The sequence below is a fragment of the Pelomicrobium sp. P1 genome, assembly GCF_052805615.1.
On the sequence record NZ_JBRBEM010000003.1, the window covers coordinates 269,373 to 296,092 of the forward strand.

General features: G+C 67.7%; 31 protein-coding genes and 1 tRNA gene. 22 read left to right on the top strand and 10 right to left on the bottom strand.

The window, feature by feature from the left end; genetic code table 11:
• The first annotated feature begins 24 nt into the window (after nucleotides 1-24).
• The 5 genes from ctaD to ACUVYZ_RS05005 are packed head-to-tail and all read left to right on the top strand — an operon-like array spanning nucleotide 25 to nucleotide 3,420.
• Nucleotides 25-1,614 carry a cytochrome c oxidase subunit I gene (gene ctaD, locus ACUVYZ_RS04985; RefSeq protein ID WP_439933565.1) on the top strand — a complete coding sequence of 530 codons (1,590 nt, stop codon included), beginning with the start codon at nucleotides 25-27 and terminating at the stop codon, nucleotides 1,612-1,614.
• 32 nt (nucleotides 1,615-1,646) lie between these two features.
• Nucleotides 1,647-1,763 carry a cytochrome oxidase small assembly protein gene (locus tag ACUVYZ_RS04990; RefSeq protein WP_333840721.1) on the top strand — a complete coding sequence of 39 codons (117 nt, stop codon included), beginning with the start codon at nucleotides 1,647-1,649 and terminating at the stop codon, nucleotides 1,761-1,763.
• Entirely contained in the window at nucleotides 1,760-2,320 is a 561-nt protein-coding gene (locus ACUVYZ_RS04995; RefSeq protein ID WP_439933566.1) for a cytochrome c oxidase assembly protein, read from the top strand. Before ACUVYZ_RS04990 ends, ACUVYZ_RS04995 begins: the two co-directional genes overlap by 4 nt.
• Nucleotides 2,321-2,323: 3 nt before the next feature.
• Entirely contained in the window at nucleotides 2,324-2,530 is a 207-nt protein-coding gene (locus ACUVYZ_RS05000; RefSeq protein ID WP_439933567.1) for a DUF2970 domain-containing protein, read from the top strand.
• A gap of 38 nt (nucleotides 2,531-2,568) precedes the next feature.
• Nucleotides 2,569-3,420 carry a cytochrome c oxidase subunit 3 gene (locus ACUVYZ_RS05005; RefSeq protein ID WP_439933568.1) on the top strand — a complete coding sequence of 284 codons (852 nt, stop codon included), beginning with the start codon at nucleotides 2,569-2,571 and terminating at the stop codon, nucleotides 3,418-3,420.
• A 113-nt stretch (nucleotides 3,421-3,533) separates the two neighbouring features.
• Here the strand turns inward: ACUVYZ_RS05005 and ACUVYZ_RS05010 are convergent, their stop codons facing one another.
• The gene (locus ACUVYZ_RS05010) at nucleotides 3,534-3,731 is read right to left on the bottom strand and encodes a twin transmembrane helix small protein (protein WP_439933569.1); all 198 of its coding nucleotides are present in this window, start codon (nucleotides 3,729-3,731) and stop codon (nucleotides 3,534-3,536) included.
• Between the two features lie 110 nt (nucleotides 3,732-3,841).
• Here ACUVYZ_RS05010 and ACUVYZ_RS05015 point away from each other — a divergent pair, with 110 nt between their 5' ends.
• The 4 genes from ACUVYZ_RS05015 (at nucleotide 3,842) to ACUVYZ_RS05030 (ending at nucleotide 6,709) form a co-directional block, all read left to right on the top strand.
• Nucleotides 3,842-4,552, top strand: coding sequence for an SURF1 family protein (locus ACUVYZ_RS05015; RefSeq protein WP_439933570.1), 711 nt, complete (start codon nucleotides 3,842-3,844; stop codon nucleotides 4,550-4,552).
• 43 nt (nucleotides 4,553-4,595) lie between these two features.
• Nucleotides 4,596-5,117 (top strand): SCO family protein, encoded by a 522-nt coding sequence (locus ACUVYZ_RS05020; RefSeq protein ID WP_439933571.1) that lies wholly within the window; start codon nucleotides 4,596-4,598, stop codon nucleotides 5,115-5,117.
• Between the two features lie 84 nt (nucleotides 5,118-5,201).
• A complete protein-coding gene (gene cyoE, locus ACUVYZ_RS05025) occupies nucleotides 5,202-6,095 on the top strand; it encodes a heme o synthase (RefSeq protein WP_439933572.1) in 894 nt (297 codons plus the stop codon).
• Entirely contained in the window at nucleotides 6,095-6,709 is a 615-nt protein-coding gene (locus tag ACUVYZ_RS05030) for an SCO family protein (RefSeq protein ID WP_439933573.1), read from the top strand. Before cyoE ends, ACUVYZ_RS05030 begins: the two co-directional genes overlap by 1 nt.
• Before the next feature lie 55 nt (nucleotides 6,710-6,764).
• On the opposite strand, the gene rpoH is transcribed toward ACUVYZ_RS05030, so the two are convergent.
• The 4 genes from rpoH to ftsY all read right to left on the bottom strand — a co-directional run bounded on the left by rpoH (nucleotide 6,765) and on the right by ftsY (nucleotide 10,274).
• Nucleotides 6,765-7,634: an RNA polymerase sigma factor RpoH gene (rpoH, locus tag ACUVYZ_RS05035; protein WP_439933574.1), complete on the bottom strand. Its 870-nt coding sequence runs from the start codon at nucleotides 7,632-7,634 to the stop codon at nucleotides 6,765-6,767.
• Nucleotides 7,635-7,750: 116 nt separating this feature from the next.
• Nucleotides 7,751-8,662 carry a permease-like cell division protein FtsX gene (gene ftsX / locus ACUVYZ_RS05040; protein WP_439933575.1) on the bottom strand — a complete coding sequence of 304 codons (912 nt, stop codon included), beginning with the start codon at nucleotides 8,660-8,662 and terminating at the stop codon, nucleotides 7,751-7,753.
• The gene (ftsE, locus tag ACUVYZ_RS05045; protein ID WP_439933626.1) at nucleotides 8,659-9,312 is read right to left on the bottom strand and encodes a cell division ATP-binding protein FtsE; all 654 of its coding nucleotides are present in this window, start codon (nucleotides 9,310-9,312) and stop codon (nucleotides 8,659-8,661) included. The genes ftsX and ftsE overlap by 4 nt, the downstream gene beginning before the upstream one ends.
• Before the next feature lie 2 nt (nucleotides 9,313-9,314).
• On the bottom strand, nucleotides 9,315-10,274 hold the full coding sequence (gene ftsY, locus ACUVYZ_RS05050; protein ID WP_439933576.1) for a signal recognition particle-docking protein FtsY: 960 nt from the start codon (nucleotides 10,272-10,274) through the stop codon (nucleotides 9,315-9,317).
• A 96-nt stretch (nucleotides 10,275-10,370) separates the two neighbouring features.
• Between ftsY and ACUVYZ_RS05055 the strand changes: the two genes are divergently transcribed.
• From ACUVYZ_RS05055 to ACUVYZ_RS05075, 5 genes are read left to right on the top strand one after another with little or no spacing between them, the layout of a single operon-like run.
• Nucleotides 10,371-11,750, top strand: coding sequence for a M16 family metallopeptidase (locus tag ACUVYZ_RS05055; RefSeq protein ID WP_439933577.1), 1,380 nt, complete (start codon nucleotides 10,371-10,373; stop codon nucleotides 11,748-11,750).
• Entirely contained in the window at nucleotides 11,740-13,083 is a 1,344-nt protein-coding gene (locus ACUVYZ_RS05060; RefSeq protein ID WP_439933578.1) for a M16 family metallopeptidase, read from the top strand. Before ACUVYZ_RS05055 ends, ACUVYZ_RS05060 begins: the two co-directional genes overlap by 11 nt.
• A gap of 9 nt (nucleotides 13,084-13,092) precedes the next feature.
• Complete coding sequence (gene rsmD, locus ACUVYZ_RS05065) at nucleotides 13,093-13,638, top strand: 16S rRNA (guanine(966)-N(2))-methyltransferase RsmD (protein ID WP_439933579.1); 546 nt, start codon at nucleotides 13,093-13,095, stop codon at nucleotides 13,636-13,638.
• Complete coding sequence (gene coaD, locus ACUVYZ_RS05070; protein WP_439933580.1) at nucleotides 13,635-14,114, top strand: pantetheine-phosphate adenylyltransferase; 480 nt, start codon at nucleotides 13,635-13,637, stop codon at nucleotides 14,112-14,114. Before rsmD ends, coaD begins: the two co-directional genes overlap by 4 nt.
• Before the next feature lie 15 nt (nucleotides 14,115-14,129).
• Complete coding sequence (locus ACUVYZ_RS05075; protein WP_439933581.1) at nucleotides 14,130-14,390, top strand: YfhL family 4Fe-4S dicluster ferredoxin; 261 nt, start codon at nucleotides 14,130-14,132, stop codon at nucleotides 14,388-14,390.
• A gap of 138 nt (nucleotides 14,391-14,528) precedes the next feature.
• Here the strand turns inward: ACUVYZ_RS05075 and mutM are convergent, their stop codons facing one another.
• From mutM to ACUVYZ_RS05100, 5 genes are all read right to left on the bottom strand, one after another.
• A complete protein-coding gene (gene mutM, locus ACUVYZ_RS05080; protein WP_439933582.1) occupies nucleotides 14,529-15,344 on the bottom strand; it encodes a bifunctional DNA-formamidopyrimidine glycosylase/DNA-(apurinic or apyrimidinic site) lyase in 816 nt (271 codons plus the stop codon).
• 2 nt (nucleotides 15,345-15,346) lie between these two features.
• On the bottom strand, nucleotides 15,347-16,186 hold the full coding sequence (locus ACUVYZ_RS05085; protein WP_439933583.1) for a DUF4340 domain-containing protein: 840 nt from the start codon (nucleotides 16,184-16,186) through the stop codon (nucleotides 15,347-15,349).
• 11 nt (nucleotides 16,187-16,197) lie between these two features.
• Entirely contained in the window at nucleotides 16,198-17,556 is a 1,359-nt protein-coding gene (locus tag ACUVYZ_RS05090) for a GldG family protein (RefSeq protein ID WP_439933584.1), read from the bottom strand.
• A 15-nt stretch (nucleotides 17,557-17,571) separates the two neighbouring features.
• Entirely contained in the window at nucleotides 17,572-18,312 is a 741-nt protein-coding gene (locus ACUVYZ_RS05095; RefSeq protein ID WP_439933585.1) for an ABC transporter permease, read from the bottom strand.
• Between the two features lie 112 nt (nucleotides 18,313-18,424).
• Nucleotides 18,425-19,420, bottom strand: a complete 996-nt coding sequence (locus ACUVYZ_RS05100; RefSeq protein ID WP_439933586.1) for an ABC transporter ATP-binding protein — start codon at nucleotides 19,418-19,420, stop codon at nucleotides 18,425-18,427.
• 204 nt (nucleotides 19,421-19,624) lie between these two features.
• On the opposite strand from ACUVYZ_RS05100, the gene ACUVYZ_RS05105 reads away from it, so the two are divergent.
• From ACUVYZ_RS05105 to ychF, 8 genes are all read left to right on the top strand, one after another.
• A complete protein-coding gene (locus ACUVYZ_RS05105; RefSeq protein ID WP_439933587.1) occupies nucleotides 19,625-21,367 on the top strand; it encodes a tetratricopeptide repeat protein in 1,743 nt (580 codons plus the stop codon).
• Between the two features lie 24 nt (nucleotides 21,368-21,391).
• Nucleotides 21,392-21,976: a lipoprotein insertase outer membrane protein LolB gene (gene lolB / locus ACUVYZ_RS05110; RefSeq protein WP_439933588.1), complete on the top strand. Its 585-nt coding sequence runs from the start codon at nucleotides 21,392-21,394 to the stop codon at nucleotides 21,974-21,976.
• Entirely contained in the window at nucleotides 21,961-22,809 is an 849-nt protein-coding gene (gene ispE, locus ACUVYZ_RS05115; RefSeq protein WP_439933589.1) for a 4-(cytidine 5'-diphospho)-2-C-methyl-D-erythritol kinase, read from the top strand. Before lolB ends, ispE begins: the two co-directional genes overlap by 16 nt.
• A gap of 58 nt (nucleotides 22,810-22,867) precedes the next feature.
• Nucleotides 22,868-22,942: transfer RNA gene (locus tag ACUVYZ_RS05120), tRNA-Gln, on the top strand.
• A 94-nt stretch (nucleotides 22,943-23,036) separates the two neighbouring features.
• Nucleotides 23,037-23,987, top strand: coding sequence for a ribose-phosphate pyrophosphokinase (locus ACUVYZ_RS05125; RefSeq protein ID WP_439933590.1), 951 nt, complete (start codon nucleotides 23,037-23,039; stop codon nucleotides 23,985-23,987).
• Nucleotides 23,988-24,085: 98 nt separating this feature from the next.
• Complete coding sequence (locus ACUVYZ_RS05130) at nucleotides 24,086-24,748, top strand: 50S ribosomal protein L25/general stress protein Ctc (protein WP_439933591.1); 663 nt, start codon at nucleotides 24,086-24,088, stop codon at nucleotides 24,746-24,748.
• A gap of 93 nt (nucleotides 24,749-24,841) precedes the next feature.
• On the top strand, nucleotides 24,842-25,426 hold the full coding sequence (gene pth / locus ACUVYZ_RS05135; RefSeq protein ID WP_439933592.1) for an aminoacyl-tRNA hydrolase: 585 nt from the start codon (nucleotides 24,842-24,844) through the stop codon (nucleotides 25,424-25,426).
• 83 nt (nucleotides 25,427-25,509) lie between these two features.
• Nucleotides 25,510-26,601 (top strand): redox-regulated ATPase YchF, encoded by a 1,092-nt coding sequence (gene ychF / locus ACUVYZ_RS05140; protein ID WP_439933593.1) that lies wholly within the window; start codon nucleotides 25,510-25,512, stop codon nucleotides 26,599-26,601.
• Nucleotides 26,602-26,720: the final 119 nt, after the last annotated feature.

Sequence of the window (26,720 nt, forward strand, 5' to 3'; positions counted from 1 at the left end):
GGGATCAAGGACAAGGAGATCGAGATGGCAGCAGTGCACGGACACGCTGAGAGTCACGCCCATGGGCACGAGCACCATCCCAGCGGCCTCCTGCGCTGGGTGATGACTACCAACCACAAGGACATCGGCACGATGTACCTGTGGTTCAGCTTCATCATGTTCCTGGTGGGCGGCGTCATGGCCCTCACCATCCGCGCCGAGCTGTTCCAGCCAGGCTTGCAGGTGGTGAACCCCGACTTCTTCAACCAGATGACCACCCTGCACGGCCTGATCATGGTGTTCGGAGCCATCATGCCGGCCTTCGTGGGCTTCGCCAACTGGCAGATCCCCATGATGATCGGGGCGCCGGACATGGCCTTCCCCCGGCTCAACAACTGGTCGTTCTGGCTGCTGCCGCCGGCGGCGCTGCTGCTCATCATCTCCATGTTCGTGCCCGGGGGCGCGGCCGCGGCGGGCTGGACCCTGTATCCGCCCCTCACCGTCCAGTTCGGCATGGGCATGGATCTCACCATCTTCGCCATCCACATCCTGGGGATGTCCTCCATCCTGGGCTCGATCAACATCATCACCACCATCCTCAACCTGCGGGCGCCGGGGATGACCCTGATGAAGATGCCCCTGTTCGTGTGGACCTGGCTGATCACCGCGTACCTCCTGATCGCCGTGATGCCGGTGCTCGCCGGGGCGGTGACCATGCTGCTCACCGACCGCCATTTCGACACCCACTTCTTCAACCCGGCGGGCGGCGGCGACCCGGTGCTGTTCCAGCACATCTTCTGGTTCTTCGGCCACCCGGAGGTGTACATCATCGCCATTCCCGCCTTCGGCGTCATTTCCCAGGTGATCCCCGCCTTCTCCCGCAAGCCCCTGTTCGGCTACACCTCCATGGTGTACGCGACCGCCTCCATCGCGGTGCTCTCGTTCCTGGTGTGGGCGCACCATATGTTCACCGTGGGCATGCCGGTGGAAGCGCAGCTCTACTACATGTACGCCACCATGCTGATCGCCGTGCCCACCGGGGTCAAGGTATTCAACTGGATCGCCACCATGTGGCGCGGGTCGCTCACCTTCGAGACGCCCATGCTCTTCGCCTTGGGCTTCTTGTTCCTGTTCACCATCGGGGGGCTCACGGGGCTGATCCTCGCCATCACGCCGGTGGACATCCAGCTCCATGACACCTATTACGTGGTGGCCCACTTCCACTACGTGATGGTGGCAGGGGCTCTGTTCTCGGCCTTCGCCGGGGTGTATTTCTGGCTGCCCAAGTGGACCGGGCGCATGTACGACGAGCGGCTGGGCAAGTGGCACTTCTGGCTGTCCATCATTTTCTTCAACGTGGCCTTCTTCCCGCAGCACTTCCTGGGCCTCGCGGGCATGCCGCGGCGCATTCCCGACTACGCCCTGCAGTTCGCCGACTTCAACATGATGTCCTCCATCGGTGCCTTCGGCTTCGGCCTTTCCCAGGTGCTGTTCCTGTACATCGTGCTGAAGGCGATCCGAAGCGGTGAGAAGGCTCCTGAGAAGCCGTGGGAGGGGGCGGACAGCCTGGAGTGGACGGCGCTACCGACGCCCGCGCCTTACCACAGCTTCGAGACGCCGCCGGTGATCAAGTGACGGGAGAGGGCTCCGCTCGGGGCCAGAAGCCCATGAGGGACGACAAGGCGCAGGCGCTGAAGAACCTGAGGACGGGTCTCATCCTGGCGTCCATCGCGGCGGCCATCTTTCTCGGTTTCGTGCTGAAGCAATACCTGCTTTCCCGATGAGCACCGCGCAAGCCAACCGGGTCCTGGTGAGAAAGCTGGTGGTGATCGCCATCGCTATGTTCGGTTTCGGCTTCGCCCTGGTGCCCCTGTACGAAGTGTTCTGCGAGGTGACCGGGATCCGGGACGTCGGGCGGCCGGACCAGGTGGTGAACACTCAGGTGGACACCTCCCGCATAGTCACGGTGGAGCTGGACACCAACGTGCGCGGCGACGTGCCGTGGCGCTTCGCCTCGCTGGAGCGGCGGGTGCGGGTCCACCCCGGCGAGCTGGTGCAGGTGACCTTCGAGCTTTCCAACCCCACGGACATGACCGTGGCGGCCCAGGCGATCCCGAGCTACGGCCCCCAGCTTGCAGTGCAGCACGTGAAGAAGCTGGAATGCTTCTGTTTTTCCCGGCAGCGGCTGCAGCCAGGGGAGACGCGCAAGCTTCCCACTGTCTTCGTGATCGATCCGGCGCTGCCGGCGGATGTCAACACGGTGACCCTGTCCTTCACCTTGTTCACCATCGAGGGTTCCACTGCTCAGGTGAGCGGCGCAACTCGGCAGGGACAGGGATGAGCTGTGCGGGACTCCAAGGAAGGAAAAGCGGGTCCGCTGGCCGCTCTCAAGGCGGTGTTCTGGGCCTTTTTCGGCATCCGCAAGCGCCAGGCCCATGAGGAGGTGAGCCATCTCAGGCCGGTCCACTTCGTCGTGGCCGGCCTGATCGGCGCGTCACTGTTCGTGCTGGCGCTGGTCGCGCTGGTGCGGCTGATCACTGGCAAGGGTTGAACAACACAACAGAGCTTTAAAGAAGGGAGAAACGGAACATGGCGACTCAGGCAGGCGGCTACTACCTCCCCGCCCCTTCGTATTGGCCAGTGCTGGGCTCGACCGGGCTGTTTTTCATGGCCATCGGCGCGGTGCTCCTTTTCAACGAGATGGCCGCGGCCGGGTGGGTGAGCCTCGCCGTCGGCGCCCTCATCCTGATCTACATGATGATCGGCTGGTTCGGCACCGTCATCCGGGAAAACGAGCGCGGCCTGTACAACAAGCAGGTGGACATTTCCTTTCGCTGGGCGATGAGCTGGTTCATCTTCTCGGAGGTCATGTTCTTCGCCGCGTTTTTCGGCGCCCTGTTCTACATGCGGGTTCTGTCCGTGCCCTGGCTGGGCGAGATGGACCAGAAGCTCCTCTGGCCCGACTTCACCCCCGGCTGGCCGGTGGCGGGCCCGGGCATCAGGGAGCAGTTCACTCCCATCGGCGCGTGGGGCATCCCGGCCATCAACACCCTGCTGCTCCTTTCTTCCGGAGTCACGGTGACCTGGGCCCATTGGGGTCTCAAGAAAAACAACCGCTCCCAGCTCATCTGGGGCCTGGTGTTCACCATCCTCCTGGGCGCCACCTTCTTGGGGTTCCAGGCCTACGAGTACGGCCACATGATCCGGGACCTGAACGTGACCCTGTCCATGGGCGCCTATGGGGCGACGTTCTTCATGCTGACCGGCTTCCACGGCTTCCACGTGACCATTGGCACCATCATGCTGATCGTCATCCTGGGACGGGCTCTGGCCGGGCACTTCACGCCGGACAACCACTTCGCCTTCGAGGGCGTGTCCTGGTACTGGCACTTCGTCGATGTGGTATGGTTGCTGCTGTTCGTGTTCGTGTACTGGCTGTGAGCCGCGGCTGAACAAGGAGGGGAGGAGGCTCCCCGCGACCGCGGGGAGAGCACCATTAAGCCGCACACTCGCTTGTGCGGCATTTTTTTGATGCAACGGGGAAAGGACGCCGCTCAGAGACCCTGTTGCGGGATGAGGCCGAAGTAGTAGCCCAGCATGAGGAGCAGAAAGAGGGTCACCGAAAGTCCCACCCGGACGGTGAGGGCCTTGACGGTGCGGTCGGACTGGCCTTTATCCTTGACCAGGTAATAGAGCGCCGAGCCGAGGCTGGAGACGATGAGGGCCACCAGCGCGATGACTAGAAGCTTCATGGATCTTTCTTGGCGGGCCGAGACTCCAGTTTAGGCCAAGGCCAGTGCCGGTGCCAACCCGGATATTTCACGAGGGACTCGGGAAGATGGCGCGGGACGGGGGGCTAGTCGTGCAATTCGTTCCTTTCAGCTTTCGTCCCCCAGGGTGGGCCACCCTGGCCGCGGCGGCGGGCGTCGCGCTCACGCTGGCGCTCGGAAACTGGCAGCTCGACCGGGCATCTCAGAAGGAGGCGCTGCAACTGCGGCTCGAGCGGTTGAGCCGCGAGCCGCCGGTGCGGTTGTCCGGCGCCCCGGCGCACCCGGAAGACCTGAAGCTGCGGCGGGTGGAGGTCCGCGGCGAGTTCGCCGCCCGGGAAACCTTTTACGTGGATAATCGGGTCTATCGGGGCCGAGCCGGCTACTACGTGGTGACCCCGCTGCGGATCGCGGGCAGCGACACCTACGTGCTGGTGAACCGGGGCTGGGTGGCGGGGACGGGGCGGAGGGAAACGCTGCCGGAAGTGAAGACCCCGGCGGGCACGGTCACGGTGACGGGGATCGCCATGCCGGGCCGGGAGCGGGTGATGGCCCTTTCGGACGACCCCGCGGAAGGGCGCGTATGGCAGCGCATCGATGTGGAACGCTTCCGGCAGCGCTTTCCCCATACCCTGCTGCCCATCGTGGTGCGGCAGGGGGGGGCCGCGGACGACGGCCTGGTGCGGGACTGGCCCCCCTTCGACCTGGGGATCGAGCGCCACAAAGCCTACGCCCTGCAGTGGTTCGCTTTCGCCGCCACCATCCTGGTGCTCTACATCGTGCTCAATGCGAAACGAAAGCCTTGAGTCCCGACCGCGACGCCTGACGACCCTGTGGCTGATCGCGGCCGTGTGCGCCTTTCCCTTCGTCGGCTCGTTCCTCGCCTATTACCTGTTTCCGCCCGGGGAGCGGGTCAACTACGGCGAGCTGCTGGCGGACCGGCGGCTGCCCGATTTCACCCTGCCTCGGCTGGGCGGCGGCACGGTGAGGCTGGCTGACTTGAAAGGGAAGTGGTGGCTGGTGCAGGTGGACTCGGGCCTCTGCCCGGAGCGTTGCCGCACCAAGCTGTACCAGCAGCGCCAGGTGCGGCTCGCCCAGGGCAAGAACATGGACCGGGTGGAGCGGCTGTGGCTGATCGACGACGGAATCGAGCCGGAGGAGAGGCTGCGCAGGGCCTACGACGGCACCTGGATGGCGGATGCCCGCGGCAGCCCGCTACTGGCCCAGCTCCCCGCCGAGGGCTCGGTGCGGGACCACGTCTACCTGGTGGATCCCCTGGGCAACGTGGTGTTGCGTTTCCCCGCGGACGCGGATCCCGCGCGCATGGTGAAGGACTTGAGCCGGCTGCTCAAGGCTTCCCGCATCGGTTGAAGACCGAGGACGGAACGGCGACGCGTTGCGCCTTGCCCGATGCTAAAATTCTTTTTTTGATTGACCCCGATCGGTTCTTGCCCCATGGCTAGTGAAGCCGCCTGGCACCCCCTCCCCCGCTGGCAGCAGTACTTGCAGCTCGCGAAGCCCCGGGTGGTATCCCTCATCGTCTTCACCGCGGTGATCGGCATGTTCCTTGCGGTGCCGGGGCCGGTCCCTCTCCAGCCCCTGGTGTTCGGCACCCTGGGCATCGCCCTGGTGGCGGGCGCTGCGGCGGCGGTGAACTGCCTGGTGGAGCAGAAGATCGACGCGGTCATGGCCCGCACTCGCGGCCGGCCCTTGCCCCAAGGTCGACTCACTTCTCTGCAGACCCTGGTCTTTTCCGGCGTGATCGGTGGGGCGGGGCTCGCCATCCTCCATCATCTGGTCAATCCCCTCACCATGTGGCTGACGCTCGCCACCTTCGTGGGCTACGCCATCGTCTACACCGTGCTGCTCAAGCCCCTTACGCCCCAGAACATCGTCATCGGTGGCGCCTCCGGCGCTATGCCGCCGGTGCTGGGCTGGGCCGCCGTGACCGGCGAGGTCTCCCACGAGGCGCTGCTCCTTTTTCTCATCATCTTCGCCTGGACCCCGCCCCACTTCTGGTCCCTGGCTCTGTACCGCAAGCAGGATTACGCCAAGGCGGGCGTACCCATGCTGCCCGTGACCCACGGCGACCGCTTCACCCGGCTCTCGGTGCTGCTCTATACCCTGATCCTGGTGGCCGTGTCCCTGCTGCCCTTCGCCACCCGGATGAGCGGCTGGATCTATCTCGCCTCGGCGCTCGCGCTGGGCGCCGTCTATCTCGGTTACGCGGTGCGCATCTACGTCGCCTATACCGATCGCCTGGCCCGGCAGGCGTTCCGCTATTCCATCGTCTACCTGGCGGCCCTCTTCAGCGCCCTGCTGGTGGACCACTACCTGCGGTTCCCGTGATGGGCGCGCCGGGCCGGTTCCTCCGCTTCCTCGGGGCGCTCGCGGGCGCGGCGTTGCTGCTGGCAGGCTGCGACTCCGGCACTCGCGCCCCCGCGTTCAAGTCCACCGACGTGACTGGCGCCGAGATGCGGCCGGCCTTCCGGCTGGTGGACCACATGGGGGCGCCCCGCACCCTGGAAGATTTCCGCGGCCGGGCGGTGGTAGTGTTCTTCGGCTTCACCCACTGCCCCGACGTGTGTCCGACCGCCCTAGCCCAGATGGCCCTGGCCCTGAAGCAATTGCCCGAAGACCAGGCCCGGCGGGTCCAGGTCCTGTTCATCACGGTGGATCCCGAGCGGGACACCCCCGAGGTGCTCGCCCGCTACGTGCCCGCCTTCCACCCCGGTTTTCTGGGGCTCACCGGGGACCCGGAAGCCGTCGCCGAGGCGGCCCGCTCGTTCAAGGTGTTCTACCAGAAGGTGCCGGGCCAGAGTCCGGGCGGTTACACCATGGACCACTCCGCCGGCATTTTCGTGTTCGATCCCCAGGGCCGGCTTCGCCTTTACGTGAGCCATGGCCAGGGACCCGAGGTGCTGGCCCACGACCTGGGGCTGCTGCTGGCGCAAACGGGCTAAACGAAAAAAAACGCCGCTCCAAGCGGCGTTTTCGAACTCTTCCCGTCCGTCCCAGTCAGGCGCTGGCCGTGGCGCTGATCACGCGCCGCATCTTCTCCATCGCCTTCTGCTCGATCTGGCGTACCCGCTCGGCGGAGACCTTGAGCTCGGCGGCAAGCTCGTGCAGGGTGGCCGGCTCTTTCTCCCGCAGCCAGCGGGCCTCGATGATGCGGCGGCTGCGCTCGTCCAGAGTGGAGAGGGCCTTCTGCAGGCCTTCGCTCCGCAGCCGTTCCGCTTCCCGGGCCTCCAGGAGAGCGGCCGGCTCCTCCGACCCATCGGTCAGGTAGGCGATGGGGGGCTGGGCGCCCTCGTCCAGCTCGTCCGGGGATGCTTCCAAGGCCACGTCCTGGCCTGAAAGGCGAGTCTCCATCTCCACCACCTCGGCCGGCTTGACCCCCAGGCGCCGGGCCACGTCCTGCACCTCGGCCCGGTTCATGGGGCCCAGGTCCTGCTTCAAGCTGCGTAGGTTGAAGAACAGCTTGCGCTGGGCTTTAGTGGTGGCCACCTTGACCAGGCGCCAGTTGCGCAGGATGAATTCATGGATCTCGGCCCGGATCCAGTGCACGGCGAAGGACACCAGGCGAACGCCCCGGTCCGGGTCGAAGCGCTTTACCGCCTTCATCAGCCCGATGTTGCCTTCCTGGATCAAATCTGCCTGGGGCAGGCCGTAGCCCAGGTAGCCGCGGACGATGGCCACCACCACCCGGAGATGGGAGAGGACTAGCTGCCGAGCGGCTTCCAGGTCGCCTTCGTCGCGAAACTTGCGGGCGAGCCGGATCTCTTCTTCCTGGGTGAGGACCGGAAACCGGTTGACCGCCTGGATGTAGGCTTCCAAGCTCCCGACCGCGGTGGGGACGGGGACGGGAAGCGCCATGGATTGGGTCATAAATCCTCCCTTTTCTGACTCGACTATTTTATAGCACTCACCGCATGAGAGTGCTAGCAAGCGCCAAAGTTCCTGCAAGTCCTGGCGCCAAGTCTATAAAAATTAAAGTATTGTTCTTAACGGGGCTCGATATCCCGCAGGTGCCGGGAGACCGAAAGGATCGCCCCGAGCCAGCCTAGGGCGGCCGAAAGGCCGAGGAGGGCGAGGCTCTCCCGCCACCCCAGGGAGGCCAGGCGAAAGGAGCCGCCATAGAGCCGGGCCAGTTCCGCCACGGGCGCCTCCAATAGCCGCAGGCAGGCTTCCACGATGCCCCAGGCGATCGCCCCGCCCGCGAGGCCCAGCAGGGCCCCGTAATAGAGGAAAGGCCGGCGGATGAAACCGTCGGTCGCCCCGATCAGCTTGGAGACTTCGATTTCCTCCCGCTGGGTGAGGATCTGCAGCCGGATGGTGTTGAAAGAAGCGAGCACCAGGGCGATCCCCAGCAATGCCCCCAGTACGGCGATCCCGGTCCTCCCCAGCCGCAGCAAGGCATCCAGCCGGCGGGCCCAGGCGGAATCGAGCTGTACATGGTCCACCCCCGGCCAGCCGGCCAGCTCTTCCCGCAGCCGCTCCAGGCCGGAGGGCGGGAGGTCCGCCCGGGCGTCCACCACGAAGGCGTCGGGCAGGGGATTCCCGTCCAGGGCCGAGGCGAGCTCGGGGAGCCCGGTGCGCTCGGCGAGCTGTTCAAGGGCCACCTCCTTCGGTACGAAGCGCGCGGCGGCGACGGAAGGATGGGCCTCGAGCCGGGCCTGAATGTCCGCCACCGCCTGGGCGTTCGCGTCCAGGCGCAGGAATAGGCTCAACTGGGGACGGGCGGCGATCCCTTGGGCGGCGGCGCCCAGGTTGTCGAGCAAGACATAGCCCATCGCCGGCAGGGACAGGGCCACGCCGATCACCAGGGCATTGAGGGCTGCCGCCACCGGCTGGGCTATGAACCGGGCCAGCGTTCGCAGAAACACCTGGGCGTGCTGCCGCACCCAGCGGATCACGAGACAAGCGCCCCGTGCTTCAGGGTGATGACCCGCCCGGGATGGGCGCCCAGAATCCCCTCGTCGTGGGTGGCCAGCAGCACGGTGACCCCCACCTGGTGGAAGGCGGCGAACACCCCCAGGATCTCGCGGGCGCTTTCCGGGTCCAGGTTGCCCGTGGGCTCATCGGCGATCAGGATGGAGGGTCGGCCGACCACCGCCCGGGCGATGGCCAGGCGCTGTTGCTCGCCGCCGGAGAGGGTGATGGGGCGGGCTTTTTCCTTGGAGAGCAACCCCACCTTGTCCAGGGCGGCCCGGACCCGGCGCACCGCTTCCCGGCGATCGAAACCGCCCACCTCCAGGGGGAGCATCACGTTGTCGAACACGCTGCGGTCGAAGAGCAGCTTCTGGTCCTGGAACACCAGCCCCAGGTGGCGCCGCAGGTAGGGAAGGGCGCTTCGCCGCAGGTGCGCCAGGTTCTGGCCGTTCACGATGACGCTGCCGCTGGTGGGACGTTCGATGGCGGCGGCGAGCTTGAGGAGCGTGCTCTTGCCGGCGCCGGAATGGCCGGTCACGTAGACCAGCTCTCCGGGGGCGACGGCCAGGGTCACGTCCTTGAGCGCCTCGTAGCCGCCGGGATAGCGTTTGTGGACGCGGCTGAAGGCGATCAGGCTCAATCGAACAGGGCCTCCACGAACTCCCGGGCGTCGAAGGGGCGCAGGTCGTCGATGCCCTCGCCCACGCCGACGAAGCGTAGAGGGATCGGCCGCTCCCGGGCGATCGCCGCCACCGCGCCGCCCTTGGCCGTGCCGTCCAGCTTGGTAAGAAGGAGCCCGGTCACCCCCAGGGCGTCGTCGAAGGCCTTCACCTGGGCCAGGGCGTTCTGGCCCACGTTGGCGTCCAGCACCAGCAGCACCTCGTGGGGCGCGCCGGGCTCCGCCTTGGCGATGACCCGCTTCACCTTCTTGAGCTCCTCCATCAGGTGGGACTGGGTGGTGAGCCGTCCTGCGGTGTCGGCCAGCACCAGGTCGACGGCGCGGGCCTTGGCCGCGCTCACCGCGTCGAAGATGACCGCGGCCGGGTCGCCGCCGCTTTGGGCCACCACCGTCACCTGGTTGCGCGCCCCCCACGCCTCTAGCTGCTCCCGTGCCGCGGCGCGAAAGGTGTCCCCCGCCGCCAGCAGCACCGAGCGCCCCTCACCCTGGTAGTAGCGGGCGAGCTTGCCGATGCTGGTGGTCTTGCCTGCGCCGTTGACCCCCACCAGCATGACGATGAAGGGCCGGTGGGAAGAGACGTCCAGGGGGCGCTCCAGGGGGGAGAGGAGCTCCAGCATCACCTCCTTGAGCGCCTCCTTGAGTTCAGACGCCTGGGTGAGCTTGTGCTTGCGCACCCGCTGCCGCAGGGCGTCCAGGAGATGGGCGGTGGCCGCCACCCCCACGTCGGAGGTGAGCAGCACCGTCTCCAGCTCCTCGTAGAGGGCGTCGTCGATGGCGGCGTGGGCGCCGAAGACGCCCGCGAGGCGCCGGCCCAACTGCTCCCGGGTGCGCTTGAGGCCGGAGCGCAGCCGCTCGGTCCAGCCCGGGGATTTCCGCGGCGGGTCCTCCGGCTCGCGATTTTTGAAGAAACCAAGCATTCTGGTAGGCTGTCTGACGAAGACTTCGATGACGAGTGCCGCGGGCGGCGACGTACGCGGCATTTTATTGAATTGCCCCCCGCTAGGCTAGGAACCATGGAGCGAACGAAGCCCTTCCTTGCGCTGCTCATCGCCTGGATCGTTACGACCGTTTCGCCTCCGGGCCTCGCCAACCCTTACGCCAAGACTCTGGACAACGGGCTCAAGGTCATCGTCAAGGAGGACCGCCGGGCACCGGTGGTGGTGTCCCAGCTCTGGTACCGGGTCGGCAGCATGGACGAGGTGAACGGAGTGACCGGCGTTTCCCACGTCCTGGAGCACATGATGTTCAAGGGCACCCGGAAAGTTCCGGCCGGGGAGTTCTCCCGCCTGATCGCCGCGGCGGGAGGGCGGGAAAACGCCTTCACCGGCCGCGATTACACGGCCTATTTCCAGATGCTGCACGCCTCCAGGCTGCCGCTGGCCACGCGGCTCGAAGCCGACCGCATGCGCAACCTCACCCTCTCGGAGAAAGAGTTCGAGAAGGAGATCAAGGTGGTCATGGAGGAGCGGCGCTGGCGCACCGAGGACCGGCCCCGCTCCCTCGTGTTCGAGCAGCTCATGGCGGTCGCCTATCTCGTTCATCCCTACCGGCGCCCCGTCATCGGCTGGATGAGCGACCTGGAATCCATGACCGTGCGGGACGTGCGGGACTGGTACCACCGCTGGTACGCCCCCAACAACGCCACCCTGGTGGTGGTGGGGGACGTGAAGGCGGAGGAGGTGTTCAAACTGGCGCAGCGCCATTACGGCAAATACAAGCCCACGGCACTTCCGGCGCGCAAGCCCCAGGGGGAACCGGCCCAGCGGGGCGTGCGGCGCGTCACGGTCAAGGCGCCGGCCAAGCTGCCCTATCTCATCATGGGTTACCACGCTGAGCCGCTGCGGGACGCCCGCAACGACTGGGAACCCTACGCCCTGGAAGTGCTAGCGGGCGTGCTGGACGGCTACGCGGCGGCCCGGCTCAACCGGGAACTGGTGCGGGAGACCCGCCTCGCTCAATCGGTCGGCGCTAGCTACGATCTCCTCGCCCGCGGGCCTAGTCTCTTTCTCCTGGAAGGCACACCCAGCGAAGGCCGCACGGCGGCGGAGCTGGAAGCGGCCCTGCGAGAGCAGGTGCAGCGCATCGTGGAGCAGGGGGTGGGCCAGGATGAGCTGGACCGGGTGAAGGCCCAGGTGGTGGCGAGCCAAGTGTACAGCCGGGATTCCATGTTCTCCCAGGCCATGCAGATCGGCCAGTTGGAAATGGTGGGCTTGTCCTACCGGGATCTGGACGTACTGATCGAGAAGCTGCAAGCGGTTACTGCCGACCAGGTGCAGGCGGTGGCGAAAAAGTATCTGGTGGATGATCGGCTCACCGTGGCGGTCCTGGATCCCCAGCCCCTGGAGGAAGCCCGCCCGGCCCGTCCTCCCGAGGGGTTGCGTCATGGGGAATAGGATCTTCCGTGCCCTCGCCGCTCTAGCGGCTGCTCTACTCCTGCCGTCCTTGGCCTCGGGGGCGCTGCCCATTCAGCACTGGCAGACGGCCGGCGGGGCGCGGGTGTATTTCGTGGAAAGCCGGGATCTTCCCATCATCGACGTGAGCGTGGATTTCCCCGCCGGCAGCAGCACCGACACCGAATCCGGCTCGGGCCGTGCCGCCATGACCCAGCGGCTGTTGAGCCTGGGCGCTGGTGGCCTCGACGAGAACCAGATCTCGGCACGGCTCGCCGACGTGGGCGCCCAACTGGGCGGACGCTTCGATCCGGACCGGGCGGGGATGACCCTGCGTACCCTCTCCAGCACCCGGGAGCGGGAGCAGGCCTTCGACCTCTTCATCCGGATCCTGCAGCAGCCTGAATTTCCCGCGGCGGTGCTGGAACGGGAAAAGGCCCGCGTCGTGGCGGCGCTCAAGGAGGCGGACACCAAGCCGGAAACCATCGCCGAGCGGGCGTTCGCCCGCCTGGTCTTCGGCGAGCACCCGTACGCCCTGCGGGAGTCGGGGGAAGTGGAGACGGTGGCGGCCCTCACCCGGGACGACCTCCTGGCCCACTACCGGGCCCGCTACCGGCGGGGCGCCGCCGTGGTATCCATCATCGGCGACCTCTCCCGGGCGGAAGCCTACGCCCTGGCCGAGCGCCTGACGGAGGGGTTGCCCGAGGGCAACAGCGGGCTGGACCTGCCGCCGGTCCCGCTTCCCCAGGGACAAACGCGGCGCATCGACCATCCCGCTACCCAGAGCCACATCCTGCTGGGTTACCCGGGCGTGAGCCGGAACGACCCGGACTACTTCCCCCTCTACGTGGGCAACTACATCCTGGGAGGGGGCGGCTTCGTGTCCCGGTTGAACCAGGAGGTCCGGGAAAAACGGGGGCTCGCCTACAGCGTCTATAGCTACTTCCTCCCCCTCAAGGCCCAGGGACCGTTCCAGATCGGGCTGCAGACCCAGAAGGAGCAGACGGGCGAAGCCCTCAGGGTGGTGCGAGAGACCCTCCAGCGCTTCGTTGCCCAGGGCCCCACGGCGGAGGAGCTCAAGCGGGCCAAGCAGCACATCGTCGGCGCCTTTCCGTTGCGCATCGACAGCAACCGGAAGATCCTGGAGCACCTGGCGGTGATCGGCTTCTACGAACTCCCCCTCACTTACCTGGACGACTTTCTGAAAAAGGTGGAGGCGGTGACCCTGCCCGAGATCCGGGAGGCGTTCCAGCGCCGCATCGATCCCGAGCGCATGGTGACCGTGGTGGTGGGCGCCTCCGAGCGCGATCCGGATATCTCGCAAAGACGCCCCTGATCCGTTCTCTTGGGACGCGTGCGCATCATCGGCGGCGCCTGGCGTAGCCGCCTGCTCTCCGTACCCCAGGTCCCCGGGCTGCGGCCCACCCCCGACCGGGTGCGGGAGACCCTGTTCAACTGGCTGGGCCAGGACCTCACGGGCCGCACCTGCCTGGATCTCTTCGCGGGCAGCGGGGCGCTGGGTTTCGAAGCGGCCTCCCGGGGTGCGAGCCGGGTGGTCATGGTGGAGGCGAGCGGGCGGGCCTACGCCGGGCTCAAGGCCGCTGCCTTGGCCCTGGGGGCGACCCAGGTGGAACTGCATCGGGGCGATGGGTTAGAATTCCTCGCGCGCGACGTCCGTCGTTTTGACGTGGTCTTCCTCGACCCGCCGTACAAAAGCGGGTACTGGACGCGGCTTCTGTCCCTCTTGCCGGCGCGGCTTGCCCCCGGGGCCCTGGTGTACGTGGAGAGTGCCGAGCCCTTCGCCCCGGGGGAGGAATGGGAGGTATGGCGCCAGCACCGGGCCGGCCAGGTGTGTTACCGGCTGCTCAAGCGGCAAGACGCTTCCCCATGAACAAGATCGTCTATCCCGGCTCATTCGATCCCATCACCCGCGGCCACGAAGACCTGGTGCGGCGGGCCTGCGCCATCTGGGACCAGGTGGTGCTGGCCATCGCCGAAAGCCGCGCCAAGCGGCCGTTTTTCACCCTGGAGGAGCGGGTGGCCATGGCTCGGGAGGTGCTCGCCTCCTATCCCAACGTCACGGTAATGGGGTTCAACGGCCTGCTCATGGACTTCATGCGCCAGCAGGGTGCCCGGCTGATCCTACGAGGACTGCGGGCGGTGTCCGACTTCGAATACGAGTTCCAGATGGCCGGGATGAACCGCAGCATCCATCCAGAGGTCGAAACGGTGTTCTTGACGCCGGCGGAGCAGTATATGTTCATCTCCGCCAGTATCGTGCGGGAGATCGCCCAACTGGGGGGCGACGTGAGCCAGTTCGTCCATCCCCTGATCGCCCAGCGGCTCAAGGCCAAGTTCCAGGGCTGAAGCCGAGGATTGCCCATGGCGCTCATCATCACCGACGAATGCATCAATTGCGACGTGTGCGAGCCCGAGTGCCCCAACGGGGCGATCTCCCAGGGGGAAGAGATCTACGTGATCGACCCGCGCAAGTGCACCGAGTGCGTGGGCCACTTCGAGACGCCCCAGTGCGTGGAAGTGTGCCCGGTCGACTGTATTCATCCCGACCCGCAACACCCGGAAACCCGGGAACAGCTCCACCAGAAGTACCTGGCGCTCACCGCGCAGAAGGCCTCGATTTGAGCCTTCGGCAAAGGGTTGACCAACCATTTGCCGCCGTCCCTTCCCTCTCTTCCCCTGGGAGAAAGGGAAGGAGAGAGAGGGGGGCTGAGCCCCGCTCGGCGCTTTTTGAAAGCGTTCTCAGCAGGAATCTCTCCCGGGCTAGCGCTGGCACGCGGGGCAGTAGAAGCTGGAGCGCTGCCCCAGCCGGCGTACCCGGATGGGCGTGCCGCACGCCCGGCAGGGCATCCCCGCGCGGTCGTAGACCCAGAGCTTGAGCTGGAAGTAGCCCAGCTCCCCGTCGCTTCCCACGTAGTCCCGCAGGCTGCTGCCGCCCGCGCGGATGGCGAGCCTGAGGGTCTTTTTGACGGCGGCCGCGAGCCGCGCGCAGCGCGCCCGGCTGAGCCGTCCGGCAGGGGTGTCCGGGCGGATGCCCGCGTGAAACAGGGCCTCGTTGGCGTAGATGTTGCCGAGGCCCGCCACCAGGCGCCCGTCCATGAGGGCTTGCTTGATGCTCGCCCTGCGCCCCCGGGTGCTGCGGTAAAGCCGTTCGGCGTTGAAGCCGGGCTCCAAAGGCTCGGGGCCCAGGCGAGCGAGGAGGGGATGGCGGCTCGGCCCTTCCGGCGCCCACAGCAGGGCGCCGAAGCGGCGCGGATCCCGCAGCCTTACGGTCCAGCCGTTTTCCAGTACCAAATCCACGTGCTCGTGGGCCGTGGGGGCCGCGCCCTCCCGCACCAGCCGGAGGCTACCCGACATCCCCAAGTGGACGATCAAGGTGCCCCGGTCGCAGCCGAGGAGCAGGTATTTGCCGCGCCGTCGGACTTCCACCACCCGGGCGCCGGCGAGGGCGCCCGGAAGCTCCGGGGCGACAGGCCAGCGCAGCCGCGGCTCCCGCACCGCGACCCGGCGGATCCTGGCTCCCAACACATGGGGTGCCAGGCCTCGCAGGGTGGTCTCGACCTCCGGCAGCTCGGGCATGGTCAGGAGGAAGACCCGGGGGGCGCCAGCATGGCCCGGCTCACTTCGGGGGAAAAACGCAGCCGCAGACCCTCGTCCCGGCGCAGGAGTACCAGCTGAGGGGTCCGGCTTTCGATGGCAAGTTCCACGGTGCGGCCGTCGGCGAGCCGGATCAGGGCCCGCTCCCCGGCCGGGGCCGCCTCCTCCGCCACTTCGGAGGCGACGGCGAGGGCGTGGCGCCACCGGTCGACCCAGCGGTTCACCTCGTCCTGGCTCACTCCCTCGATGGCGGACTCCACCTGCCAGCGGCCGTCCTGCAGGGCGACGCGAAGCCCGGGCAGCTCGATGGCCACTGGCTGCTCACCGGGAGCGAGGAGCTCCCGGGCGAGCACCTCCTCCACCGCCAGGGGAAAGGCGGCGGCATACCGGGGCGAGACCAGGTAGACCCCATCGGCGGCGAGCACGTACTGCTGGCCGGTCACCGGGTTCACGAGGCCGAAGCCGAAGCTTTGCCCTCCCAGGGTCACGGTGAGGGGGGGCGGCGCCAGGTCGTAGCGCTCGAGCCCAGTGGCTTCCAGCCGCTCCCGGCTTCGGGCCGCGAGTAGCTCCAGCATCCGTTCCACCTTGACGGGCGCCGCCCGGGCGTCCACCGGCGCGATAACGCGCCAGCCTTGCTCCGCCCGCTTGAGCTCCATCGGCGGCAGGCTGGCCCGGGCGATGTGCACCCGGTCCACCTGGGAGGCTTCTAGAGGGGACAGCCGGTATTCCGGGGGTGGCGCTTCCTGGGGCGCCAGAGCGAGGGCGAGCCCCAAGGCGAGGGCCGCAGCGAGCAGTGCCAAGTTGAGCCAGGTGCGCGCCGGCATGAAGTCCTCGCTTAAAGCCTGCGCCGGCGCCACCATACGGCGGCGGCCAGGGCGAGAAAGCCCAGCGGCAACAGGATGAATCCGCCCAGGGTGATGGCGAGGGCCGCCGGGCGGGAGAGTTGGAGCTGGGCGTCCCGGACCGCCTTGGGCTGGATGGTGACCAGGCGCTCGTCCCCCGCTAGCCAGTTGACCAGCTTGAGCCCCAGGTCCAGGTTGGCCCCGTTGCCGATGAAAGCGTTGGCCAGGAACGCGCCGCTGCCCACCACCACGACCCGTTGCTCCCGGTCGTTGCGCGTGCGCTCCAGGGCGGTGGCCACCGGTACCGGCCCGCGCAGGTCCCGCTTCGGGTCGAAGTGCATCTCCCCCTCCAGGGACCCCGTCTCCACCCAGCCCCGGGGCGCCACTTCCACCAGGGGCGTGCTGCGCCAGCCCGTGTCTTCCCCCACGGTGATGGGGCGCGCCAGGGGAAATACGGTGATCAGGTTGAACCCGTCCGTGGCGGCGTGGGGTCCGTAGGAGACGGCAAGGGCCCAGGTGGCCGGGGCCCGCATCTCCTCCGCCGCCGGGTCCACGATGATCCCGGGCAGGAGGTTCAGTCCCAGCCGCTCGGCCAGGGGTTCCAGCCCCCCCAGGGATTCCGGGTCGAGCAGCCACAACAGGTTTCCGCCCCGGTCGACGAATTTGAGCAGCTTGTCCACCTCCCCCGGCAGGAGCTCCGCCTGGGGGCTCCCGATCACCAGCAGGGCGGCGTTGGCGGGCACCTCTTGGGCCAGGGTGAGCTTGAGCGGGCTCAGCTTGAAGCCGGTGGCGGCCAGGCGCCGGCCGAATTCCCCCAGGTCGTGATTGGCCTGGCCCGCGAGGCTGCGCTCCCCGTGGCCCTCTAGGTAGAACACCACGCGCTCGTGGGTGCGGGCAAGGCGGGCGAGCAGGTTGGTGAAGGCCTGCTCGTTCAGATTGAAGGGGGAGAAACGCTCGGCCCTGCCCTCGTATTCCACCATCATCTCCCCGTTCATCTGGATGCCCGCGTCCCGCGCCCGCTTGGGCTCCAGCTCCGGATTGACGAAATCGAGCCGAAGGTCCGCCTTGGCCTGCTGGTAGCGCCCGATGAAGTCGTGGATGCGCTTGCGCAGGTCCCCCAGCTCGGGATCGCGCTCCGTGGCATAGGCGGTCACCCGCACGGGTCCGGGAATGGAGGCGAGCACTTCCCGGCTCTCCTGGGATAGGGTGTTGCGGGCGTTCTGGGTGAAGTCCCACTGGGCGCGGTGGGCCCAGGCGAGGAGGCCGGCCAGCAGGGTCAGGACCACCACCAGGACCACCGTGAACAGGCCCTGGAGCCGCAGGCGCCGTTGCCGGGCGGGGGTCATCTCCATGGGAAACGTCCGAGCTCAGCCACTCCAGCGCTCCGCGTCCAGGCGGTGCAGGGCCAGCGCCAGGAAAACGGCACAGAAGAGCACCAGGAACGCCGTGTCGTAGCTGTCGATCAGGCCCTGGTTGAAGCTTTCGAAACGCCGGAGCAACGACGCGTGGCGCAGGGCGCTCTCGGCCACCGCGTTCAGGTCCACGATCCACAGGCCCAGCAGCACGCCGAAGGTGGCGATGGCGGCGATCGCCGGCTGGGACGCCAGGCACGAGAGCCACAAGCCCACGGCGGCGAAGCAACCCGTGAGCAACAGCAGTCCCAGGGCGTTGGCGGCGATCAGGCCCCAGTCGGGGCGGCCCCCCAGGGCGAGGGAGGCGGCGAGCGCCACCAGAAGGGCGACCGGGAGGCACAGGAACAGCATGAGCCCCGCGAACTTGCCCAGCACCAGGGCGGTGCTGGACACCGGCGCGGCGGTGAGAAAGGGCAGCGTCTGCTGGCGCCGCTCCTCGGCGATCAACCGCATGGTGAGGAGCGGCACCACCATGAGGAGCACCAAGGCGGCAGCGCCGAAGGTGGGCGCCACCACCAGCTCGGTGAAGCCCGGAGCGTTGGCGAAGCGGGCGAGCTGGGGCTGCAGGCTCAGGAAAGCGTCCAGCCGCCCGAGGAAGATCCAGGCGAGCACCGCCTGCAGCACGGCGAGCACCACCCAGGCCAGGGGCGAGTGGAACAGGGCGCGCACTTCCTTGGCGGCGATGACGGCGATCACGCGGCTGCCTCCTTGGCCGTGGCTTGGCCAGCTACGCATCGCGGTGTCGGCAGCCGGCCGCATTCGCTTTGCCGTCGATCCCCGCCTGCGGCGGGGTCCCTCGCCGGGTGGCTCACGCGGCTGCCTCCTCGTCGGTCTGCCTTTCTTCGCCATCCACCGGCGGGGCGGCTTCGTCGCCCGCCGTGAGCTGGGTGAACACCTCCTCCAAGGTGGCGGGCCACGGCGCCAGGTGATAAAGGCCCCAGCCCCGGTGCACCGACTCCCGCACCAGCGCGTCGGTGGGATCCTCTTGCGGCGCGCAGTGCACGCGAAACTCCCCCGAGGGCAGGCGTTCGGCGCGGGCGACGCCGGGGATGGCCTCTATCGCCTCCTCCGCCGGCGGCCGCCTCAAGCCCACGACGAGGCTACCGGCCCCGCCGCTGGAACGGGCGGCCGCCAGGGTGTCGTCGAACACCACCCGTCCCTGATGCAGGATCTGCACCCGGTCGCACACGCTTTCCACCTCCGACAGGATGTGGGTGGAGAGGATCACGCTGTAGTCTCCGCCCAGCTCGCGGATGAGGTGGCGGATCTCCCGGATCTGGTTCGGATCCAGCCCCACCGTCGGCTCGTCCAGGATCAGCACGTCGGGGGTGTGCACGATCGCCTGGGCGATGCCTACCCGCTGCTGGTAGCCCTTGGACAGGGCGCCGATCAGGCGGTCGCCCACCTCGGCGAGCCCGCAGCGCTCCTTCGCCCGAGCGACCGCGGTCCGCAGCCCGCCCCGCGGCACCCGGTGCAGGCGCGCCGCCAGCCGCAGGTATTCGTCCACGGTCAGCTCCCGGTAGAGGGGCGGCGTCTCCGGCAGGTAACCGATGCGGGCTTTCGCCTCTAGGGGACGCTCCAGCAGGTCGATGCCGCACACTTCGACGCGCCCAGCGCTGGGCGCGAGCGTGCCGGTGAGCATGCGCATGGTGGTGGTCTTGCCGGCGCCGTTGGGACCGAGGAAGCCAAGCACTTCGCCCCTTCTCAGCTCCAGGTCCACCCGGGCCACCGCCAGGCGCTCGCCGAAGCGGCGCGCGAGGCCTTGGGCGGCGAGCGTGACGGTGGCCGTCGCGGAATGATTCATGAGGACGGAGGAAACCGGTGCGAGACGCGCAGCGCTCGCGCGCCGCGTCCCATCGGCGCTTGTGACGGTGGCTAAATATACCTAATATGTTGGTCTGTCGCCATCGCGAGCCGGAGACCGGCACGGCGGTGCCGGTCCGCGGCGCGAACCTGGAACGGCCTCCCGCCTCTAAACACGAAGGCTTCCCGACCCGATATCCGTTTCGTGCGCTGCGCATTCGTCCTATTGCCGGTGATGGCGCTCGTGGGATGCGCCCAGGTGGCGGCCCGCCACGAGTTGGCCCAGGCGCGGCCGCCGGCCGCAGAGAATCCCTCGGCTGCGCCACCCGCGCTCGCTTCCTCCGAACCGGAACTTCCCAAGCTCGAGCTCACCCGCCAGTTGCTGTACCAATTCCTGCTGGCCGAGATCGCCAGCCAGCGGGGGGAGTTCGCCGTAGCGAGCCAGGCCTACCTGGATCTCGCCAGGAAGACCCGGGATCCGCGCATCGCGAGCCGCGCCACCGAGATCGCGGTCTACGCCCGCCGCTCCTCGGAGGCGCTAGAGGCGGCGCAACTGTGGCTGGAGCTGGACCCTAAGGCGGAGCGGGCGCGCCAGACCGTGGCGGCGCTGCTGGTGGCGGGGGGCCGCCTGGAAGAAGCCCGGCCCCATCTCCAGCAGCTTCTCGCCGACGAGGGCGACAACGTGGGTCAGGGTTTCCTGCAGCTCAATAACCTCCTCGCCCGCCATTCCGACAAGGCGGCCGTGCTCAAGCTCACCCGGGAGCTGGCCCGGTCCTACCCGGACCTGGCCGAAGCCCACTTCGCCGTAGCCCAGGCCGCGGCCAACGCGGGGGAACGGGAGGCGGCCCTCACGGAGGTGCGCCGGGCCCGTGCCTTGAAGCCCGAGTGGGAGCTCGCCCTATTGCTGGAAGCCCAGCTCGTGCGCCAGGATTCCCCGCAGGAGGCGCTTGCCCTCTACCGAGATTACCTGGCCCGGTACCCGAAAGCCCGGGACGTGCGCCTCGCCTATGCCCGGGCCCTCACCGCCGAGCGGCGCTATGGGGACGCCCGGGAGCAGTTTCAGGCGGTGCTGGCGGATCATCCGCGCAACCCGGAGGTGCTGGTGGCTGTGGGACTCCTCGCCATGCAGCTCAAGGACTACGACGCCGCGGCGGGGTATTTTGGCCAGGCGCTGGAACTCAATTACCGGGACAAGGACGCGATCCGCTTCTTCCTCGGACAGCTCGAGGAGGAGCGCAAGCGCTACGACCAGGCGGCCGCCTGGTACCTGTCCGTGGGCAAAGGAGAACACCAGCTCCAGGCCCGGGTGCGCTACGCTACCGTGCTGGCCAAGCAGGGCAAGATGGAGGAAGGGCGGACCTACCTGCGGCAGGTGGCGCAGGAGAATCCGGACCAGGAGGTCCCCCTGGTCCTGGCCGAGGCCCAGTTGCTGCGGGAGGCGGAGGCCTATCAGGAGGCCTTCGATCTCCTCGGCAAGGCCCTCGAGCGCATGCCCGAGAACCCCGACCTGCTCTACGACCAAGCCATGGTGGCGGAGAAGCTGGACCGCCTGGATGTGCTGGAGAAAAACCTGCGCGCCCTGATCCGGTTGAAGCCCGACCATGCCCACGCCTACAACGCCCTGGGCTACACCCTGGCGGACCGCAACCAGCGGCTGGACGAGGCGCGCCGGCTGATCGAGAAAGCGCTAGAGCTGGCGCCCGACGATCCCTTTATCCTGGACAGCATGGGCTGGGTCGAGTACCGGATGGGGCGCATCCAGGAAGGGCTGGATTACCTGCAGCGGGCCTACGGGCTGCGGCCCGACCCGGAAATCGCCGCCCACCTGGGAGAAGTGTTGTGGGTGCTCGGCCGGCAGGATGAGGCGCGCAAGGTGTGGGATTCCGCCTTAAGCGAGCATCCCGACAATAAAGTGCTGCTGGATGCCGTGCGCAAGTTCGCGCGCTGAACGCTCGCTGAGCAGGTTTTCTCCTTGGCGGTTCTCCTTTCTTTCCATCGCGTCCGCAAAGGCGCCGCGTGGGCGGCGCTGCTCCTCGCCGCCTGCGCCAGCCTGCCCGAGCCGGCGGGGGGGCCCCCGGCCACGATGGACGCCTTTTTCCTCGCCGGCCGCATCGGCGTGCGCCACGGCGAGGAGGGTTTCAACGGCGGAGTGCGCTGGACCCATACCCCCGCCCGGGACGAGCTGTGGATCGTCTCGCCCCTGGGGCAGGCCGTGGCCCGGGTGACGGGGGCGGGCGGCGCCGTGACCCTGGTCACCTCCGAGGGCCGGGCGTACCAGGCGGCGGACGCGGCGAGCCTCACCCGGGAGGTGCTGGGATGGGAACTGCCCCTGGGAGGGCTCGCCTACTGGGCCACGGGGCGACCCAACCCGGCTTCCCCGGGAGAGGCTCGCTACGACGGTGCGGGACGGCTGATGAGCCTAGTGCAGGACGGCTGGGAGATCCGTTACCTCGCCTATGCCGATAAGGCGGAGGGGAGAGCCCTGCCCCGCACCTTGAGCGCCCGTCGCGGGGAGCTGGAAATCCGCTTGACCATCGACCAGTGGGCCAGACCTTGACCGGGGTGGATTTCCCCGCACCCGCCAAGCTCAACCTGTTTCTGCACGTGATCGGGCGCCGTCCCGACGGCTACCATCTGCTGCAGACGGTGTACCGTTTCCTCGACTACGGGGATCGGCTGCGGCTGCGCGTGCGGGAAGACGGGGAAATCCGGCGCCCGGGGGGCGTGCCGGGGGTGGCGCCGGAAGAGGATCTCACCGTGCGCGCGGCCCGCCTGCTCAAGGCGGCCTCCGGGACCCGGCTCGGGGTGGAGATCGAGATCGACAAGCGCCTGCCCATCGGCGGCGGGCTGGGGGGCGGCAGCTCCGATGCGGCCACTACCCTGCTCGCCCTGAACCGGCTGTGGGGGCTCAATCTCCCCCGCCCGCAATTGATGGCGCTCGCGCTTCGGCTCGGGGCCGACGTGCCGGTGTTCGTCTTCGGCCGCAGCGCCTTCGGGGAAGGGGTAGGGGAGCGGCTGACGGAGATTCCCCTTGCGCCCGCCTGGTATCTGGTGCTGGTGCCGCAGGTGGCTGTCTCCACGGCGGAAATCTTCGCCAGCGGCGATTTGACACGCAACACGAATCCCATCAAAATGAGCGCCTTTTCGGTGGAACAGGGGCGCAACGACCTGGAGCCCGTGGTGAGGCGCCGCTTTCCCCAGGTCGATGCCTGCATGCGCTGGCTGGAGCGCTATGCCCAGGCGCGGCTCACCGGGTCGGGGGCGTGCGTGTTCGCCGCGTTCGACCGGGAAGAAGAGGCGCGGCGGGTGTTGGACTTGCGGCCCCGGGACCTGGAAGGCTTCGTGGCCCAGGGCATGGATCGGCACCCGCTGCACGACTTCGCTGACTGAAAGCCGTCGGCGCTCGATCCGGCCGAGCCGGCGCGGGTCGATCCCTGACCGTCTTCGCTGGGGAGTCGCCAAGTGGTAAGGCACCGGATTTTGATTCCGGCATTCGTAGGTTCGAATCCTACCTCCCCAGCCACACCGCCCCGCCCGGGCTCTCCACCCCGACGGTGCAGGTTACCTTCAACCCATCCACGATCGGTCCTCAAGCGTTGAAATTCCGAGACCTGGTTATGCCTTACGCCGACATGATGGTGTTCACCGGCAACGCCAATCCCAAGCTTGCCGAAGACGTGGTGCGCCACCTCAACATCCATCTGGGCAGGGCCACCGTGGGGCGCTTCAGCGACGGCGAAGTGATGGTGGAGATCCTGGAAAACGTGCGGGGCAAGGACGTGTTCGTGCTCCAGTCCACCTGCCCGCCCAGCAACGACAACCTGATGGAGGTGCTGGTCATGGTGGACGCGCTCAAGCGCGCCTCCGCCGGCCGCATCACCGCGGCGATCCCCTACTTCGGCTACGCGCGCCAAGACCGGCGCCCGCGCTCGGCTCGGGTGCCCATCACTGCCAAGATGATCGCCAACATGTTGACCAGTGCGGGCGTGGACCGGGTGCTCACCATGGACCTGCATTCGGACCAGATCCAGGGCTTCTTCGACATCCCAGTGGACAACATCTACGCCACCCCCATCCTGCTGGGCGACTTGTGGAAACACGATTACGAGGACATGGTGGTCGTGTCGCCGGACGTGGGCGGCGTGGTGCGGGCCCGGGCGGTGGCGAAGCGCCTGGAATCGGATCTCGCGATCATCGACAAGCGGCGGCCCAAGCCCAATGTCGCCACGGTGATGAACATCATCGGCGAAGTGGAAGAGCGTACTTGCGTCATCATGGACGACCTGGTGGACACCGCCAACACCCTGTGCGAGGCGGCCCAGGCGCTCAAGGATCACGGGGCGAAGAGGGTGCTGGCCTATTGCACCCATCCGGTGCTGTCAGGCAGGGCGGTGGAGCGGATCAGCCAGTCGGTGCTGGACGAGCTGGTGGTGACCGACACCATCCCACTGCGGGAAGACGCCCAGAAGTGCTGCAAGATCCGCCAGCTCACCGTGGCGGGGCTTCTTGCCGAGACCATGTTGCGCATCAGCAACGAGGACTCGGTGAGCTCCCTGTTCATGGAATGAGCGGATGGAGGAAAAAGGGCCGCAGAACCCTCATTGGCCGTATTCGCCATTGACCAACCGTTGCCTGGTCGCGGGCAACCTTTGAAGGGAGAGTCGCAATGAAGATGGAAGTGAGCGCGAAAACGCGCAACGTGCAGGGTACGGGTGCGAGCCGCCGCCTGCGCCGTTCCGGCTGGGTGCCGGGGATCCTCTACGGGAGTAAGGAGCCTGCCCTGCCGATTCAGGTGGAACACCTGGCGTTGATGAACAACCTGAAGCACGAGGCGTTCCATTCCTCCATCCTGACCATGGACCTGGAGGGGAAGAAGGAACAGGTGCTGCTGCGGGATGTGCAGATGCACCCCTTCAAGAAGCAGGTGTTGCACGTGGACTTCCAGCGGGTGGCCCAGGACCAGAAGATCCACATCAAGGTGCCGCTGCATTTCGTGAACGCCGAGATCGCACCCGGGGTCAAGCTCTCGGGCGGCATCGTCAGCCACGTCATGACGGAAGTGGACGTGGTCTGCCTGCCCAAGGACCTGCCCGAGTACATCGAGGTGGACGTGGGCCATCTGACCGTCGGGCATTCTCTCCACCTGGCGGACATCAAGCTGCCGGAAGGGGTGGAGGCGGTGGCGCTCAACAAGGGGGACAACCCGGTGGTGGCCACCATTCTGGTGCATCGGGTTGCGATGGAGGAAGAGGCCGTGGAGGCGGCGCCGGTGGCTGCGGAGGTCCCGCTGGTGGGCGGAGAGAAGAAGGAGGAAAAGAAAGAATCCTGATGGCGGGCTGAGGGCAGCTCGCCCGCCGAGCCCGCCATGGACCGGTGAAGCGCCGTGGCGGGCTTTTTGTTGCCGTCGATCGAGAAAGCGTCAATGCGGCTTGTCGTGGGTCTCGGCAATCCCGGCCCCCAGTATGCCGGCACCCGGCACAACGCCGGTTTCTGGTGGGTCGAGCGCATCGCGGAGCGCCAGCGCGCCGCCTGGCGGGAAGAGCCCAAGTTCCACGGCGCCGTGGCGCGAGTCGCCGAGGGAGACGTGGACCTGTGGCTCCTCAAGCCTTTGACCTACATGAACCTGAGCGGTCGGGCGGTGGGCGCCCTGGCCCGGTTCTACAGGATCGCCCCCGAAAGCATCCTGGTGGTCCACGACGAGCTGGACTTTCCTCCGGGAACGATCAAGCTCAAGCGCGGCGGCGGCGTCGCGGGCCACAACGGGCTCAAGGACGTCGCTGCCCAGCTCGGGACCCAGGACTTCTGGCGGCTGCGCCTCGGCATCGGGCATCCGGGCGTGGGCGGCGACGTGGCTGCATACGTGTTGAGCCCGCCGCGAAACGAGGAGCGCGTGGCCATCGAGGAGGCAATGGCGCGGGGCCTGGGCGTGTGGCCCCTGATCGCCCGCGGACAGATGGAAGCGGCCATGCTGAAGCTCCATACGAAAGCGGCCAAGCGGGAGGCGTGAACGGCCTGCGGGAGCATCTTTTTGCCGGCCGCCAGCCTCTCCCTGTCCCGGCTCCTTTCCTCGCTCTTATTCCTGGATTATCGATGGGACTCAAGTGCGGCATCGTGGGACTGCCCAACGTGGGCAAGTCCACCCTGTTCAACGCCCTCACCCAGGCGTCCATCCCGGCGGAGAACTACCCCTTCTGCACCATCGACCCCAACGTGGGGGTGGTGGAGGTGCCGGACCCCCGGCTCGCCCAGCTCGCCGCCATCGTCAAACCCCAGAAGGTGGTGCCGGCCATCGTGGAATTCGTCGACATCGCCGGGCTGGTGGCGGGGGCCTCCAGGGGCGAGGGACTGGGCAACCAGTTTCTCGCCCACATCCGCGAGACCGACGCCATCGCCCACGTGGTGCGCTGCTTTGAAAACGAAAACGTGGCCCATGTGACCGGCAAGGTGGATCCCGTCGCCGACGTGGAGACCATCAACACGGAGCTCGCCCTGGCGGACCTAGCCACCGTGGGCAGGGCCCTCGCCCGCTACCAGAAGCCGGCCAACGCGGGGGACAAGGAGGCGCGCGCCCAGGTGGCGGTGCTGGAGCGGCTCGAGGCACACCTGAACCAGGGCTTGCCGGCGCGCACCCTTGATCTCACCCTCGAGGAGCAAGAGCGGGTCAAGCCCCTGTGCTTGCTCACCCTGAAGCCCGTGCTCTACGTGGCCAACGTGGACGAGGAAGGATTCGGCGACAACCCCCTCCTGCAGCGGCTTAAGGCCTACGCGGCGAATGAAGAGGCACCCGTGGTGCCCCTGTGCGCGGCGCTGGAAGCCCAGATCGCCGATTTGCCCGAGGAGGACAAAAAGCTGTTCCTCGCCGACCTGGGGCTCGCGGAGCCGGGCTTGAATCGCCTGATCCGCAGCGCCTACGCGCTCCTCGGGCTGCAGACCTTCTTCACCGCCGGACCCAAAGAGGTACGCGCCTGGACCATCCATCGGGGCGACACCGCGCCCCGGGCGGCGGGGGTCATCCACACCGACTTCGAGCGCGGCTTCATCCGCGCCGAGGTGATCTCCTTCGCCGATTTCATCGCCTGCGGCGGCGAGCAAGGGGCCAAGGAGGCGGGCAAGCTCCGGCTGGAAGGCAAGGACTATGTGGTCCAGGAAGGCGACGTGATCCACTTCCGCTTCAACGTCTGACATGGAGGCGGCGCGGCGTCGCGCGGCCCGCGGCGAGGGCGGCCTCAAAGGCATCATGGCCCGCTGGCTTACCGATCGCTTGGGCTATCAACGCTGTGCCCGTAAGTGGATTCGTGTTG